This window comes from Streptomyces sp. NPDC060049 (assembly GCF_042736715.1).
Taxonomy (GTDB): Bacteria; Actinomycetota; Actinomycetes; order Streptomycetales; family Streptomycetaceae; genus Streptomyces.
Genome location: NZ_JBHWVV010000013.1, coordinates 210,211 through 225,095 on the forward strand (window position 1 = coordinate 210,211; position 14,885 = coordinate 225,095).

A 14,885-nucleotide genomic window follows, 5' to 3' on the forward strand; every position below is an offset into this window, starting at 1 on the left:
TTAGTGCACGTCACGGCGGCGTGTCCGTGCCTCCGCGGGCGGACTTCCGGGACGCCGCCCCGCGCGGACCGGAACCCCGAAGAGACCCAGATCACCCTCCCGGACGGCCCTCCGGGCCCCCGGCCGGACCGACTCCGCTTGCCGGTGCGGGGACCCGGCGCAGGGGTGGGCTGCCGGGGGGAACCTCAGGGCGCCACGGCCTCCTCCGGTGGCCCGCCGCCGCATCCGCCTCGACACTGGAGCGGTGCGCACCGCTACAGCGACGGCAGCGGCCGTCACCACGACCTTGCTCGGCGCCGGCGCGGCCGCCGTCGCCGCCGCCGCCCTGGCGGCGCGGTACGCCGCCGACGCCGCCCTGCGGAGCGAGCCCGGCAGCCCGCTCCCCGGCGGCGCACGGCTCAGCGTCCACTCCACGGCCGCCGGCCGGGTCGAGCTGACCCGCTCGCTGGCCTCCCTGCGACCCGGCACGTACGGGCTCACCGCGCCCGGAGTGCACGCCGTGGTCGGGCCCGTCCTCGCCGACGCCCCGCACGGACCCGACACCGTGGTCCGCCGGCTCGTCGCCGTCACCCACGGCAGGCTGGAACCGGGCGCCCGCGTCACGCTCACCCCCCAGATCCACCTGGGGAACCCGGGCTCCGCCCTCGGACTGGACCACGCCGACGTGGACATCCCGGGCGAGCTCGGCGCGCTGCCCGCCTGGTTCGTGCCCGCGGTCCGGGACACCTGGGTGATCACCGTCCACGGACTCGGCGCCACCCGTGAGCACCCGATGGTCGTCATGCCCTTCCTCAACCGCAGGCGGCTGCCCGTCCTGGACCTCGGCTACCGGGGAGACCTCGGCGCCCCCGCCTCCCCGGACGGCCTCGGCCACCTCGGCGAGTCCGAGTGGCGGGACCTCGACGCCGCCATCCGCTACGCCCTGCGCTACGGCGCCCGCCGCATCGTCCTGCACGGATGGTCCACCGGCGCCACCATGGCCCTGCACGCGGCCGAACGCTCCGCGCTGGCCGACCGGATCTGCGGGCTGGTGCTCGACTCGCCCGTCCTGGACTGGCACGCCACCCTGCGCGCCCTCGCCGCCGCGCGCCGCACCCCGGCCCCGCTCCTCCCGCTCGTCGTCAGGGCCGCCGAGGGCCGGGCGGGCCTGCGCGCCGACCGCCGGGCCCCGGGGTCGGATCCGGCCGCCGTGAGGATCCCCGTCCTGATCTTCCACGGCCCCGACGACGCGCTCGCCCCCTGGGAGCCCTCCCGCCGGCTCGCCGCCGCCCGCCCCGACCTGGTCACCCTGCGCACCGTGCCCGGGGCCGCGCACGGGGCGATGTGGAACGCCGACCCGGCCGGGTACGAGGAAGCGCTGCGCCGCTTCCTGACCCCCCTCATGTAGCCGCGCCGGGGGCTTCGTCGGGGTTTCGCCGAGGTTTCGGCAGGGCTTCGCCGGAGCGTCGGCGGCGCGTCCGCGGCGCGTCCGCGGGCCACCGCTCGGCGCACCGTGTGACGATCCGTCGGGTCCGAAGTCCGAAGCGCGTGGGTCAAGGAGGGCGGGCTGGGTGGATCATCCCGGTCTGTCCCCCCGGTGTCCGGTGGCAATGGCTGGTTCCGTTTGGGCTTTCGGCCGGTGACGGGCGAGACTGCTCACGTGACGTCCCGAAAGCCTGATGAGCAGTTGGCTCGCGACTCCAGACTCCGACTCGTCCACCCGCTGTCCGCGGGTACGGCCCGCAAGGCGGTGGCCGACCGGCGAACCCGGTCCACCCCCAGGCCTCCGGCGGGCACCCCCGCCACGGCCGACCTCGCGAACAGGGCCCGCGCCTCGCTCGCCGACGCCGTGAGACTCGCCCGCTGGGCCGAGCTCAACCTCGGTGCCGGAGACGGCGGCAGGCCCGCCCCGACGGGCGCGCTGCCCGCCGACGACGTCGAACGCGCCGCCGCGGAACTGCGCCTGACACCGGGCCAGATCCGCGTCGGCTGGGACCGCGCCCGGCTCTCCGGCCTGGTCGAGGTGCACGGCGACCACGCCCGCCCCGGCTGGCGCCTGCGCGCCTGGGACCGGGACGACGCGGCCGTACTGCGCGGCTGGGTCGCCCTCTTCGACGCCTGGTCACTGGTCCACCCCGCCCCCGCCGACATCGCCCCCGCGGCCGTCGCCGAGGTCGTCGAGGCCATGCCCCAGCTGCTCTCCCTGCTCCAGCTCTCCGCCGGTCCCGTGACCGTCCCCGACCTGCTGGACCTGCTCGGGCAGCGCGTCGACGAACTGCGCGACGAGCGGTGCGAGGTCCCCTACGAGGCCACCGCGCAAGCGGCCGGCCCCGTGCCGGCCGGCCCCGCGCCCGCCGCGCCCCCGGTGCCGCTCGCCCGGCTGCTGCGCTGGGCGCTCGGCGGACTCGCCGCCGTCGACGCCGTCACCCTCGGCCCCGCCCGGGCCGCCCTCACGCCGCTGGGGAGCTGGGCCGTCTGGGTCAAGCTGGAACAGATCTGCGTCGCCGCGCAGAGCCCGGCCGGGAACATCGAGCAGTCGGCTGCCGCGATGCTCCACGGCTGCGCCCGGCTCACCCCGGGCCCGGCCCGCGCCGAATACCAGGCCTGGCTCGCCGCCCGGCCCGTCGGCCACGCCGTCTCCGAGCTGCTGAACGCGGCCCGCGGCGAGGACGCCCTGCTGCGCGGGCTCGCCTTCGAGGCGCTGCGCGTGGTGGGAGCCCCCGCCGAGCCCGAGGTCCGCGCGGCCACCCGCGAGGCGACGCTGCGCCCCTACGCCCTGCTCTGGCTGGCCGTGTACGACGGGGTGGACCCCGACGAGGCACAGGACGTGCTCACCGCCGAGGAGCGGACCTGGCTCTGGGTGGACACCGCCGCGGCCATCGCCGACCACGGCGAGGCCGACCTGCTCGCCCGTCACCTGGACTCGGCCGTGCGGACCACCGTCCCGCGGCTGCTGGACGAGGTCCGCGCGGTCGGCCATCCCCGGACCGTGCAGGTGCTGGTCGCGCTGGCGGCCGCGCACCCCGACCCGGCCCTGGCCAAGGCGGTCCGCCGGGCGGCCTTCCAGGTGCACACCGGCGGCTCGTAGCGCCCCGCGGGCGACGTAGGGGCCTACGCGCCGCGGCTCAGGCCTGCGGCGCGTACGTCCCGAAGCTCCAGACGTTGCCCTCGGCGTCGCGGGCCATGTAGTCCCGCGAGCCGTACTCCTGGTCGGCCGGTTCCATCAGGATCTCCACGCCGTGCTCGACGGCCCGGCGGTGGTGGGCGTCCACGTCGTCGACGACGACGTAGACCCCGGCCGGGCCCGCCGCCTCCATGGCCTTGTCGAAGGCGCCGCCGCGGCCCTTGCTGCCGAGCATCACCATGCCGTTCCCGTAGGACAGTTCCGCGTGCATCACGGCCCCGTCCTCCCCTTCGTACGCCGCGACCTGGGTGAAGCCGAACGCCTCCGTCAGCTGCTGGATGGCGGCCTTGGCGTCGGTGTAGAGCAGCGTCGGATAGATGGACGGAACGCCTGCCATGGCGATCACTCCTCTGGTGCCGTGTGCGGACGGTGGACGGTGACCCGCGTCACAGCATGGCAGGCGTCGCGGGAAGTCAGCGGAAGGTGTTGCACTGGGCCATGTCGCCGGTGCGGTAGCCCTGGTAGAACCACTGCTGGCGCTGCTCGGCGCTGCCGTGCGTCCAGGACTCCGGGGTCACCCGGCCCTGGAGCTTCTCCTGGATCCGGTCGTCGCCCACCGCGGCGGCCGCGTCCAGGCCGTCCTCGATGTCCTGGTCGGTCAGGCGGGTGATCAGCGGCTTGCCGGTGGACTCGTCCGGGGTCCTCGTCGCGTTGTGCGCCCACACCCCGGCGTAGCAGTCGGCCTGCAGCTCGACCCGTACGGCGTTGCTGTTCGCGCCCTGCCCGCCGTCCTGGGCCTTCTGCAGGGTGCCCATCAGGTTCTGGATGTGGTGCCCGTACTCGTGGGCGATCACGTACGCCTGGGCGAAGGGGCCGCCGCGCGCGCCGAACTTGGTGCGCAGGTCCTCGAAGAACTTGAAGTCCAGGTAGACCTGCCGGTCGGCGGGGCAGTAGAACGGGCCCACGGCGGCGGTGGCCGTCCCGCAGGCGGTGTCCACCTTCCCCGAGAAGAACACCGTCCGGGCCGGGCTGTAGCTGCCGCCGCGCCGGGTGAACTCCTGCCTCCAGAAGTCCTGCGTGCTGTTGACCACGGCCACCAGCCGGCAGTCCTCGCGCTCGTTCGCGTCCTGCCCCGTCCTGCACGTCTGCTGCACCTGGGCCGCCGAGGACGAGGTCGGCGCCGGCTCCTGGCTCCCGTCCGACAGGCCCAGCTGTTCCGGGGCGACCCCGAAGACCAGGGCCACGACGAGTGCGATGAGCCCCACGATGCCGCCGCCGATGGTGGCCTTCCCGCCGGGGACGCGGCTGCCGCGCACGTCATTGACCTCGGAAGTGTCCAGATTGGCGTCGTCGTCGAACTGCATCCCGCACCGCCCTGCATCGTGAACGAGAGGGGCCCGTGTCCACCCCTGCGGCGAGTATCAACCCGTTCATCCTGATACGCGTCTCGTGCGTGCGGTGTGGTCCTTGGGCCGAACGGTGGGCGCCCGGAAGGAGACGCGGCCCGTCCACCGGCGGAGCGGGGCGCACGGGACGGCCCCGAAAGTAGTTGCGCACCCCCGGTAGAATGACTCCCATGGCAAATCTCCTCGCGGATTAGCGGCGTCGAAGCATCGCGTCCTGCCCCCCTTCCGCCGTCCCCACCCGCCCTGGAGTATTTCCGTGATCACCGCCACCGGCATCGAGCTGCGCGCCGGCGCCCGCATCCTCATCGAGAACGCTTCCTTCCGTGTCGCCAAGGGCGACCGCATCGGCCTCGTCGGCCGCAACGGAGCAGGCAAGACCACCCTCACCAAGTGCCTCGCCGGCGAGGGCCAGCCCGCCGGCGGCAGCATCGCCCGCTCCGGTGAGGTCGGCTACCTCCCGCAGGACCCGCGCACCGGTGACCTCGACGTGCTGGCCAGCGACCGGATCCTGTCCGCGCGCGGTCTCGACGTGCTGCTCAAGAAGATGCGGATGAACGAGGAGCGCATCTCCAGCGGCTCCGGCGCCACCCGCGAGAAGGCGTTGCGCCAGTACGAGCGCCAGGAGACCGAGTTCCTCACCAAGGGCGGGTACGCCGCCGAGTCCGAGGCCGCGACGATCTCGGCCGCACTCGGCCTGCCCGACCGCGTCCTCGGCCAGCCGCTGCACACGCTCTCCGGCGGGCAGCGCCGTCGCGTGGAGCTCGCCCGGATCCTCTTCTCCGACGCGGACACCCTGCTCCTCGACGAGCCGACCAACCACCTCGACGCCGACTCGATCGTGTGGCTGCGCGACTACCTGAAGTCCTACCGCGGCGGCTTCATCGTGATCTCCCACGACGTCGACCTGGTCGAGACGGTCGTCAACAAGGTCTTCTACCTGGACGCCAACCGCTCCCAGATCGACGTCTACAACATGGGCTGGAAGCTCTACCAGCAGCAGCGCGAGGCCGACGAGAAGCGCCGCAAGCGCGAGCGCCAGAACGCCGAGAAGAAGGCCGCGGCACTGAACTCGCAGGCCGACAAGATGCGCGCCAAGGCCACCAAGACCGTCGCCGCGCAGAACATGGCCAAGCGTGCCGAGCGGCTGCTCTCCGGCCTGGAGGCCGTCCGCGTCTCCGACAAGGTCGCCAAGCTGCGCTTCCCGGACCCGGCGCCCTGCGGCAAGACCCCGCTGACCGCCGAGGGCCTGTCGAAGTCCTACGGCTCGCTGGAGATCTTCACCGACGTCGACCTGGCCATCGACAAGGGCTCCCGCGTCGTCATCCTCGGCCTCAACGGCGCCGGCAAGACCACGCTGCTGCGCCTGCTCTCGGGTACCGAGAAGCCGGACACCGGCACCGTCGTCCCCGGCCACGGCCTCAAGCTCGGCTACTACGCCCAGGAGCACGAGACCCTGGACCCGGAGCGCAGCGTCCTGGAGAACATGCGCTCCTCGGCGCCGGACCTGGACCTGGTCGCCGTACGCAAGACGCTGGGCTCGTTCCTCTTCTCCGGCGACGACGTGGACAAGCCGGCGGGCGTCCTGTCCGGTGGCGAGAAGACCCGCCTGGCCCTGGCGACCCTGGTCGTCTCCTCGGCGAACGTGCTCCTGCTCGACGAGCCCACGAACAACCTCGACCCGGCCAGCCGCGAGGAGATCCTGGGCGCGCTGCGCACGTACAAGGGCGCGGTCATCCTCGTCACGCACGACGAGGGCGCCGTCGAGGCGCTGGAGCCGGAGCGGATCATCCTGCTCCCGGACGGCGTGGAGGACCTGTGGGGTCCCGACTACCGGGACCTCGTGGCACTCGCCTGAGCCGTTCCGCTTCCGTTTCCGCCTCCGTGGGGGTTGATCCAGTTCCTTCTGGATCATTCGGCTCAGGCGTGATCCATCATCTGAGTGAGACGGTCTCGTACCGTCCCGCGCTCGACAACGGCCCCGGCCGCATCCGTACGGATGCGCGACCGGGGCCGTCGGCCTTCCTTACCCGGCCCCTGACCTGGTGATTCACCCGTGGTGCGCGGGAATGTGACGGAGGTCATGCAGCGGAAGAGGAGATTCCGTTCTGCTCGGGTGTCCACCCCGCGGGAAATGCCGTCGTACCGACCTTGCTGAATGGGTGGCCAGGAAGGCGGGGAGGGGTGATCATGAGAAGTCCAGAGCGCACTTCCCATGAGGAGGCACGGGTGGCCGAAACTCTGAAGAAGGGCAGCCGGGTAACCGGCGCCGCGCGCGACAAGCTCGCGGCAGACCTGAAGAAGAAGTACGACTCCGGTGCGAGTATCCGGGCGCTGGCCGAAGAGACCGGCCGGTCCTACGGATTCGTCCATCGGATGCTCAGCGAGTCCGGAGTCACGTTGCGCGGTCGCGGTGGCGCGACGCGCGGCAAGAAGGCGGCTACGGCCTGACCGTCGGTTCCGTTTTCGGTTCCAACGGTTTTCCCGTACTCAGCTTCACCGGTTCCAGCTCCACCGTCTTCGGTGACCCCCGGTCGGCTCCACGGCCGACTGGGTGGTTACTGTGCAGTCACTTAGGCCGAGATCGCGGCCGACCGACCGCACAACCACCGGAGGCACACAGATGGCTCTGCTCGACAAGGACGGCGTACGGCTCACCGTCGACGAGACGGTCGCCACGGTGACACTGACCAATCCGGCCAAGCGAAACGCTCAATCCCCCGCGCTCTGGCGGGCGTTGACGGAGGCTGGACGGTCGTTGCCGGGCACCGTCCGAGTCGTCGTGCTGCGCGGCGAAGGCATGTCCTTCTCCGCAGGGCTCGACCGGCAGGCGTTCACCCCCGAAGGCTTCGAGGGCGAGCCGTCCTTCCTCGACCTGGCGCGCGGTTCGGAGGAACTGCTCGACTCCACCATCGCCGAGTACCAGGAAGCGTTCACCTGGTGGCGGCGCAACGACATCATCTCCGTGGCCGCCGTTCAGGGGCACGCGATCGGTGCCGGTTTCCAGCTTGCCCTCGCGTGCGATCTGCGCGTCGTCGCGGACGACGTGCAGTTCGCCATGCGCGAGACCGGGCTGGGCCTGGTCCCCGACCTCGGCGGCACCCAGCCGCTGACCTCGCTGGTCGGCTACGCACGCGCGCTCGAAATCTGTGCGACGGGCCGCTTCGTCCACGCCGAGGAAGCCGAACGGGTGGGCCTCGCGAACCTGGTCGTCCCGGCCGGCGAACTCGACGCGGCGGTCCAGGACCTCACCACGGCCCTGCTGGCCCCGCCGCGGGACGCCGTGATCGAGACGAAGGCACTGCTGCGGGGTGCGGGCTCGCGCACCTACGACGAACAGCGCACGGCGGAACGCGCCGCCCAGGCCCGCCGCCTCCGCGACCTGGCGGGGCTCTCGGACTGACGGGTCTCCGGGGTCCCGCGGCCGGCCGGCGGCAGCGCGCCCCGGGTGGGAAACGGGGCACGGATCGGGGCGCTCCCGCGCGGTGCGGGAGTCGGCGGCTTACCGTGGTCGGAGGCCACCCGCGCGAAGGGATCCGACATGACCGAATCCGCTACAGGCGGCAGCATCGCCAAGGCCCCGGCCGCCGGCGACCGGGGCCGCACGTCCATCGCCGACGGGGTGGTCGAGAAGATCGCCGGCCTGGCCGCCCGCGAGGTGGTCGGCGTCCATGCCATGGGCAGCGGCAGCGGCCTTTCCCGCACCTTTGGCGCCGTCCGTGACCGCGTCCCCGGCGGGGCCAAGGCCTCCGTCAGCCGCGGCGTGAAGGCGGAGGTCGGCGAGGTGCAGACCGCCCTCGATCTGGAGATCGTCGTCGACTACGGCGTGTCGATCCGCGACGTCGCCCGGGCCGTTCGTGAGAACGTCATCTCGGCGGTGGAGCGGATGACCGGCCTGGAGGTCGTCGAAGTCAACATCGCGGTCAGCGACGTCAAGCTGCCCGACGAGGAAGACGAGGAGCCGGAGCCCCGACTGCAGTAGACCGGAGCCCCGACCGCAGTAGAGGAGCCCGCATGAGCATGGCGGTCGTCGGCCTGGTGGCCGGCATGGCACTGGGGTTCGCCGGGTACTTCGGCGGCTTCGGGGCCTTCCTGCTGGTGGCGGCGCTCGGCGCCATCGGCTTCATCCTCGGGCGGTTCCTCGACGGGGACCTGGAACCCGGCGACTTCTTCCGCCCCCGCGACCGTGACACCCGAGGCCGGGACCGGGACCGATGAGCACGCCCAGGCCCGCCCCGCCCCGGGTGGCCGCCGCCGAGCGGGGTGCCACCCGCATCGCCGACCGGGTGGTGGCGAAGATCGCCGCCCAGGCCGCGCGCGAGGCGCTCGCCGGACGCGGCGCCGCCCCGCCGCACGCCACGGTCACCGTGCACCACGACATCGCCCGCGTGCGGGTGGCCCTGGAGCTGGCCTATCCCGCCGACCTCGCCGCGCAGTGCGCGGCCGTACGCCGTCAGGTCGCCCTGCGCGTCGAGGCGTACGCGGAGATGGCCGTACCCGAGGTGGACATCGACATCGAGCGGCTGCGCCCCGAGCGGGTCCGGCCCGCCGCCGGGCGGGCCCGGCGGCTGCGGTGACCCCCCGGTTCCGCTCGGACCGGCGGATCCCGGCGGCGGTGGCGGCGTTCGCCGTACTGGCCGCGGCGGGACTGCTCCTGTACGACCTCGCGGCGGTACGGGCCCACCGGCCCGGCATGGGCTGGCGTCGCGAACTCTCCCGTGAACTGGAGCGGCAGACCCCGGCGGACCTGGGCGTCGTGATCGGCGGCGGCGTCCTCGCGGCGGTCGGGGCGGTCCTGCTGCTGTACGCCCTGACCCCGGGACTGCGCGCCATCCTGACGATGCGGACGCAACACCCCGGAGTCCGGGCCGGACTGGAACGCGGGGCCGCCGCGCAGGTGCTGCGCGACCGGGTGATGGAGGTGTCCGGAGTGAGGTCGGTGCGGGTCAAGGTGGGCCGGTCCCGCATCGGGGTCCGGGCCGTCTCCCACTTCCGCGAACTGGACGAGGTGCGGGCCGACCTCGACGCGGTGCTCGCCGTCGGGACCGCGGAGCTGGGCCTGGCGCACGCGCTGCGCCCGAGGGTACGGGTGAACCGGCGGTGAGGCTGGCCGTGGTGAACCGGATCCTGCTCGCGCTGCTCGGACTGGCGCTACTGGCGGCGGGGGTGGTGCTGCTGACCGCGTCCTGGCCGCTCGGGGGCCCCCACGAGCCGCTGCTGACGGCACAGGAGCGCCGGAGCCTGCCGTGGTGGGCGGTGGTGGCCGTACTCGGTGTGTGCGTCCTGTTGGCGCTGTGGTGGCTGCTGTCCCAACTGCGTCGCGCGCGGCTGGCGGCGGTGCTGGTGGACACCGGCGACGGGAGCTTCGCGGTGCTGCGGGGCCGCGCGCTGGAGGAGGCCGTGGCGGCCGACGTACGGGGCACGGTGGAGGGCGTGGCCCACTGCCGGGTCGCGCTGCGCGGGCGGCGCCATTCCCCGGCCCTGCGGCTCGCGATGGAACTGGAGCCGCACGCGGTGCCGGCCGACGCGATGGCCGCGCTGGCGGGCCCGGTGCTGGCCCGCGCCCGCGACTCGGCGGGGCTCGGCGAACTGCCGACGGAGGCCCGCCTCCACGTCAAGCGGCACCGGGCGCGGCGGGTGACCTAGACCCTCTCTTTCGGATCTTGCCGAAGGAGACGGCCCGGCCGGGTGACCTGGCCCGGTGCCCCGGAAGGGTCGTACCGCCCGCCCGGTCAGAAGCCGTGGCGGAAGCCGCCGTCCACCGGCAGCATGACCCCGGTCAGGTACGAGGCCGCCGGCGACAGCAGGAACGCCGCCGTGCGGCCGAACTCCTCCGGGGTGCCGTAACGCCCCAGCGGGATCCGGGACTCCTGGCCGGCCCGGGCGGCGGCCGCGTCCCCGGACAGGGAGTCGAGCTCGCGGACCCGGTCGGTGTCGATGCGGGCGGGGAGCAGGCCGACGACGCGGATTCCGCGCGGGCCGAGTTCCACCGAGAGGGACTTCGCGAAGCCCGCCAGGCCCGGGCGCAGGCCGTTGGAGATGGTGAGGCCCGGGATCGGCTCGTGGACGGAGCCCGAGAGGACGAAGCCGACGACCCCGCCCTCGGAGAGCTGGGCGGCGGCGGCCCGGGCGAGGCGGACGGCGCCCAGGAAGACCGACTCGAACGCCGCCGTCCACTGCTCGTCGGTGCTGTCCGCCGCCGAACCGGGAGCCGGGCCGCCCACGCTGATGAGGATGCCGTCGAAGCGGCCGAAGCGCTCCCGTGCCGCCCCGATGAGGCGGGAGGGCGCCTCGGGGTCGGAGTTGTCCGCGCCCACCCCGACCGCGTTCGGGCCCAGCGTCGCCGCCGCGGCCTCGGCGCGCGCCGCGTCCCGGCCGCTCAGCACCACCTTCGCGCCGTCGGCGGCCAGTTCGCGGGCGGAGGCGTAGCCCAGGCCCCTGGTGGCGCCGGTGACGACGTAGACACGGTCCTTCAGTCCAAGATCCATGCCCGACACGCTACGCCGTCGGTGCAGGCTCCCGCTCCGAGGCGGCGGCCGCGGCGGAGGCGGCCTCCTCGCGGTCGCGCTTCTCGCGCCGCACGAGGACGGTCCAGCCCACCGGCACCGCGAAGGTGAAGAGCCACCACTGCACGGCGTACGCCATGTGCGGCCCGATGGAGTCGTGGTCGGGTTCGGCGACCACCTCGGGCTTGCCGTCCGCCGGGACGGGGGTGGTGAGTTCCAGGTACCCGCCGAGGACCGGCTTGCCCATGTACTGGGCCTGCTGCCCGCTGTTGATCAGCATCACCTGGCGGTCCGGGAGGCCCTTGCGGTCCTTGATGCCGCTGCCGGCGCTGGTCTCGTCTGCCTTCAGCCGGCCGGTCACCGTCACCTCGCCCGCGGGCGCGGCCGGCACCGGGGGGTACGCGCGGGGGTCGTCGCCGCCCGCCACCCAGCCGCGGTCGACGAGCACCACCTCGCCGTCGGCCTGCACCAGCGGGGTCACGACATGGAAGCCGACCCTGTCGTCGTTCGAGGTGCGCATCCGTACGACGACCTCGTGCGCCGGGTCGTAGGTGCCGGTGGCGGTCACGGCGCGCCAGTAGTCGGCGCGCGGGACGACGTGTCCGGGGGAGGTGACCTCGGTCATCGGGACCGGCTCCGCGCGCAGGTTGGCCGCGATGAGCTCGTTCTGCGCGACCCGGTGCTCGTGGCGGTGGAACTGCCAGAAGCCCAGCTTGATCATCGCGGGGACGAGGACGAGGCCGATGAGGGTGAGGCACACCCACTGCCGGGTCAGTACAAAGCGGTACACGCCCACGACGGTACCCCCAGCGGCGAGGGCCCCGGCGGCCGGGTGGCCGTCCGGGGTCCCCGGTGAGGCGGGGCGCGGTCCGCCGCGCGGTCCCGCGGCGGGCTCCCGGAGGGGTTCCCGGGAGCGTGGTCAGACGCGGTCGGTGATGCCCACCTTCCCTTCCGCGCGGGCGCAGTGCGCGCCGCAGAACCACTGTCCCTCGACCTCGACGCCCTGGCCGATGATCTGGACCCGGCAGTGCTCACAGATGGGCGCCATGCGGTGAATGGCGCAGGAGAAGCAGTCGAAGACGTGCACGGCGCCTTGCGCGTGCACTTCGAAGGACATGCCGTAATCGTTTCCGCAGACTTCGCAACGTGCCATGGGCCACAGGGTGGGACCGGACCGGCGGGCCGGGAAAGCGGGCGCCGGGCGAGTCGCCCGAGGCTCACCCGTCTGCCGCAGCCACGTCCCGCAGAAGCTGGGTGAAGGCCGCCTCGTCGACGACGGGGGTACCGAAGGACTTCGCCTTGACCGTCTTGGAGGTCGCCGAGTCCGGGTCGTTCGTCACGAGCAGGCTCGTGAGCCGCGACAGGCTCGTCGCGATGTGCAGGCCCGCCTCGACCGCGCGGTCCTCCAGCAGCTCCCGGTCCACCGAGGTGTCGCCGGAGAACGCGATCCGCATGCCCTGCCTCAGCGGCTCGCCCTCCGTGTACCGCCCCGGGTTCGGGTGCGGGCACGGCGGACGCTTGCGCGAGGGCCGCCAGCTGGAACCGGCTCCGTAGGAGGCCTGGTAGCCGACGCGCGGGGCGGCGGGGGAGTCCGACCACTCCGTCAGCGGGCGGCATTCCAGCAGGGGCAGCCGTACGTTGTCCCGCGCGGCGTGGTGGAGGGACGGGCGGAACGCCTCCGCGAGGACGCGGGCGTCGTCGAGCGCGTGGTGCGCGCGCTGCTGGACGACGCCGAAGTGCGCGGCGAGCGACTCCAGCTTGTGGTTGGGCAGCGGGAGGTCCAACTCCTTCGACAGGGCGATGGTGCAGAGCCGCTGGCGGACCGGCGCCGTCGCGGCGGCCCGGGCGTACTCGCGGGCGATCATCTGCCAGTCGAAGATCGCGTTGTGCGCGACCAGCACCCGGTCGGCGAGCCGGCCGGCGAACTCCTCGGCGATGTCCTTGAAGAGGGGCGCGTCCTTGAGCATGTCGCTGGTCAGACCGTGGATCCACACGGGCCCCGGGTCCCGGAGCGGGTTGACCAGCGTGTACCAGTGGTCCTCGACGTTGCCCTGAGCGTCGAGCCGGTAGACGGCGGCGGAGATGATCCGGTCGTCGCGAGCGAGCCCGGTGGTCTCCACGTCGACGACCGCGTACCCCTGCGGGTACGCGGTCGGCCACATCGTCTCTGCGGTCGTACGGTCGGCGAGCATGGTCACAGAGGATATCGGCCCGCGCCGACACCCGGTGCCCGATGCCCCCTCAGCCCGGCTCGACCAAGGGGCACGTGCGCTGTGCGGCGGCCGCTCGCGAAGGATTCACCCGCCCGGCGACAACAAGGCCCGCACCAGCGAGCGGACGGACAGCAGGAACAGCCGTTCCGGGTCCACCGGCCGGGCCAGCGCGCGGGCGAGCGGTGGGTCGTGCGGGGCGCCGGAGGGGTCCCAGAGCTCGCTCTCGGCCGGGGACTGGGCGGGAGAGCGCTCGCGATTTCGCTCGACCAGGACGAAGCCGATGATCTGGAACTGGACCGCGCGCACCGCGTCGGCGGCCCGGGCCCCGCGCAGTCCGGCCGCGAGCACCTCGTGGACCAGGGCCTGCTGGGCGGGCAGGAACATCCGGTCCGTGAGGCCGCGCTCGTGGACCATCGCGATCAGGTGCGGTCGCTCGCGCAGTTCGCGGCGCAGGATCCGGGCCACCGACAGGATCCGGTCGCCCGGGTTGCGGCCGACCGGGCGGATCGCGCCCATGTCCTGGACGGTCCGCTCCACGAGGGCGTCGAGCAGGGACTCGCGGTTGCCGACGTGCCAGTAGATCGAGGTCACCGCGGTGCCCAGCTCGGCGGCGAGCTTGCGCATGGTGAGGGCGGCCGGCCCGTGCTGTTTGACGAGCGAGGCGGCCGCGTCCAGGACCTCGTCGCGCGTCAGCGTGGTTCTGGCCATGACAGCCGTTCCAACTTTCTGTCGGTCCGTCAGTTTGGTTACGTGCAGGGGTCTTTACCCTTCATCGGTGCCGGTGTAACTGTGTTACAGAACCGCCCCCGGCTCCCGCCGGGAGGTGCCCGCGGAAGGGTGATGCGAGACATGGCACGCGTACGTTACGGAGCGCGAACCGAAGCCGAGATCGCGGCGTCGCGCGAGAAGAGTTCCAAGCTTCCCGACATCTGGTCGACCGGTGTGGTGGCCGTCTGGGAGAGCGACCCGGACGTGGTGGCGGCGGTCCTGCCCCCGCCGCTGAAGCCCGCCGACCGGCCCCTGGTGCGGGCCAACATCAGCAAGGTCGACCTGCCCGGCTATCCGCTCGGCGCCGGCTCCGTGGCCGTCGCCGCCCAGCACGGCGGGGTCGAGGGCTGGTACCCGCTGGTCATGCCGATGACCCACGAGCGCGCCCTGATCGGCGGCCGCGAGGTCTTCGGCGAGCCGAAGAAGCTCGGCGAGGTCACCGTCGAGCGCGAGGGCCTCGTCATACGGGCCTCGCTCGCCCGGCACGGGATCGCCTTCGTGGAGGTGCGCGGGGCGGTGGACCGTGAGCTGCCGCTTCCCGAGCCCACCACGAAGACCGACTTCTACTTCAAGTTCCTCCCGGCTGTGGACGGTTCCGGCTTCGACTCCGACCCGGTGCTCGTGCACTGCACCCGCAACGAGAAGGTCCGCAAGCTCGAGCACATCACCGGCGACGTGGTGCTCCGCGAGTCGATGTTCGACCCCGTCGCCGACCTCCCCGTACGCCGCCTCGTCGAACTCACCATCGGGGAGAAGACCACCGACCAGAAGGGCAAGGTCGTCGAGCGGGTCAGCGCCCAGGCCCTGCTCCCGTACATCCACCAGCGCTACGACGACCCCCTGCAGATCCTGGACGCACCCCCGTCGGCAAGCACGGAAGGCAGCGTCTGAC

Annotated in this window: 18 protein-coding genes; 11 read left to right on the forward strand and 7 right to left on the reverse strand. The window is 73.1% G+C overall.

Going from position 1 to position 14,885, the window contains the following annotated elements:
- Positions 1 to 244: 244 nt before the first annotated feature.
- Positions 245 to 1,387: an alpha/beta hydrolase family protein gene (locus ACFWBY_RS24720; RefSeq protein ID WP_385341902.1), complete on the forward strand. Its 1,143-nt coding sequence runs from the start codon at positions 245 to 247 to the stop codon at positions 1,385 to 1,387.
- A gap of 252 nt (positions 1,388 to 1,639) precedes the next feature.
- Entirely contained in the window at positions 1,640 to 3,067 is a 1,428-nt protein-coding gene (locus ACFWBY_RS24725) for a hypothetical protein (RefSeq protein WP_385341904.1), read from the forward strand.
- Positions 3,068 to 3,104: 37 nt separating this feature from the next.
- Here the strand turns inward: ACFWBY_RS24725 and ACFWBY_RS24730 are convergent, their stop codons facing one another.
- Both ACFWBY_RS24730 and ACFWBY_RS24735 read right to left on the reverse strand, forming a co-directional pair.
- The gene (locus ACFWBY_RS24730; protein ID WP_385341906.1) at positions 3,105 to 3,500 is read right to left on the reverse strand and encodes a VOC family protein; all 396 of its coding nucleotides are present in this window, start codon (positions 3,498 to 3,500) and stop codon (positions 3,105 to 3,107) included.
- Between the two features lie 76 nt (positions 3,501 to 3,576).
- On the reverse strand, positions 3,577 to 4,467 hold the full coding sequence (locus ACFWBY_RS24735) for a neutral zinc metallopeptidase (RefSeq protein ID WP_385341908.1): 891 nt from the start codon (positions 4,465 to 4,467) through the stop codon (positions 3,577 to 3,579).
- 298 nt (positions 4,468 to 4,765) lie between these two features.
- Here ACFWBY_RS24735 and ACFWBY_RS24740 point away from each other — a divergent pair, with 298 nt between their 5' ends.
- From ACFWBY_RS24740 to ACFWBY_RS24775, 8 genes are all read left to right on the forward strand, one after another.
- Positions 4,766 to 6,364 carry an ABC-F family ATP-binding cassette domain-containing protein gene (locus ACFWBY_RS24740; RefSeq protein WP_385341909.1) on the forward strand — a complete coding sequence of 533 codons (1,599 nt, stop codon included), beginning with the start codon at positions 4,766 to 4,768 and terminating at the stop codon, positions 6,362 to 6,364.
- Between the two features lie 371 nt (positions 6,365 to 6,735).
- Positions 6,736 to 6,957 carry a helix-turn-helix domain-containing protein gene (locus tag ACFWBY_RS24745; RefSeq protein ID WP_018518904.1) on the forward strand — a complete coding sequence of 74 codons (222 nt, stop codon included), beginning with the start codon at positions 6,736 to 6,738 and terminating at the stop codon, positions 6,955 to 6,957.
- A 172-nt stretch (positions 6,958 to 7,129) separates the two neighbouring features.
- Complete coding sequence (locus tag ACFWBY_RS24750; protein WP_385341911.1) at positions 7,130 to 7,909, forward strand: enoyl-CoA hydratase/isomerase family protein; 780 nt, start codon at positions 7,130 to 7,132, stop codon at positions 7,907 to 7,909.
- A 138-nt stretch (positions 7,910 to 8,047) separates the two neighbouring features.
- A complete protein-coding gene (locus tag ACFWBY_RS24755) occupies positions 8,048 to 8,488 on the forward strand; it encodes an Asp23/Gls24 family envelope stress response protein (protein ID WP_385341912.1) in 441 nt (146 codons plus the stop codon).
- A gap of 32 nt (positions 8,489 to 8,520) precedes the next feature.
- Positions 8,521 to 8,724, forward strand: a complete 204-nt coding sequence (locus ACFWBY_RS24760; RefSeq protein ID WP_385341914.1) for a hypothetical protein — start codon at positions 8,521 to 8,523, stop codon at positions 8,722 to 8,724.
- Positions 8,721 to 9,083 carry a hypothetical protein gene (locus ACFWBY_RS24765; RefSeq protein WP_385341916.1) on the forward strand — a complete coding sequence of 121 codons (363 nt, stop codon included), beginning with the start codon at positions 8,721 to 8,723 and terminating at the stop codon, positions 9,081 to 9,083. Before ACFWBY_RS24760 ends, ACFWBY_RS24765 begins: the two co-directional genes overlap by 4 nt.
- Entirely contained in the window at positions 9,080 to 9,610 is a 531-nt protein-coding gene (locus ACFWBY_RS24770; protein ID WP_385341917.1) for a DUF6286 domain-containing protein, read from the forward strand. The genes ACFWBY_RS24765 and ACFWBY_RS24770 overlap by 4 nt, the downstream gene beginning before the upstream one ends.
- Positions 9,607 to 10,152, forward strand: a complete 546-nt coding sequence (locus tag ACFWBY_RS24775; protein ID WP_385341919.1) for an alkaline shock response membrane anchor protein AmaP — start codon at positions 9,607 to 9,609, stop codon at positions 10,150 to 10,152. The genes ACFWBY_RS24770 and ACFWBY_RS24775 overlap by 4 nt, the downstream gene beginning before the upstream one ends.
- 86 nt (positions 10,153 to 10,238) lie before the next feature.
- Here the strand turns inward: ACFWBY_RS24775 and ACFWBY_RS24780 are convergent, their stop codons facing one another.
- The 5 genes from ACFWBY_RS24780 to ACFWBY_RS24800 form a co-directional block, all read right to left on the reverse strand.
- Complete coding sequence (locus tag ACFWBY_RS24780) at positions 10,239 to 10,994, reverse strand: SDR family oxidoreductase (protein WP_385341920.1); 756 nt, start codon at positions 10,992 to 10,994, stop codon at positions 10,239 to 10,241.
- 10 nt (positions 10,995 to 11,004) lie between these two features.
- Positions 11,005 to 11,802, reverse strand: a complete 798-nt coding sequence (locus ACFWBY_RS24785) for an SURF1 family protein (RefSeq protein WP_385341922.1) — start codon at positions 11,800 to 11,802, stop codon at positions 11,005 to 11,007.
- A 129-nt stretch (positions 11,803 to 11,931) separates the two neighbouring features.
- Positions 11,932 to 12,165 (reverse strand): hypothetical protein, encoded by a 234-nt coding sequence (locus ACFWBY_RS24790; protein WP_215031936.1) that lies wholly within the window; start codon positions 12,163 to 12,165, stop codon positions 11,932 to 11,934.
- 64 nt (positions 12,166 to 12,229) lie between these two features.
- On the reverse strand, positions 12,230 to 13,204 hold the full coding sequence (locus ACFWBY_RS24795; RefSeq protein WP_385341924.1) for a DEDDh family exonuclease: 975 nt from the start codon (positions 13,202 to 13,204) through the stop codon (positions 12,230 to 12,232).
- A 105-nt stretch (positions 13,205 to 13,309) separates the two neighbouring features.
- Positions 13,310 to 13,933: a TetR/AcrR family transcriptional regulator gene (locus ACFWBY_RS24800; protein WP_385341925.1), complete on the reverse strand. Its 624-nt coding sequence runs from the start codon at positions 13,931 to 13,933 to the stop codon at positions 13,310 to 13,312.
- 141 nt (positions 13,934 to 14,074) lie between these two features.
- Here ACFWBY_RS24800 and ACFWBY_RS24805 point away from each other — a divergent pair, with 141 nt between their 5' ends.
- Positions 14,075 to 14,884, forward strand: coding sequence for an acetoacetate decarboxylase family protein (locus tag ACFWBY_RS24805; protein ID WP_385341927.1), 810 nt, complete (start codon positions 14,075 to 14,077; stop codon positions 14,882 to 14,884).
- Position 14,885 lies beyond the last annotated feature (1 nt).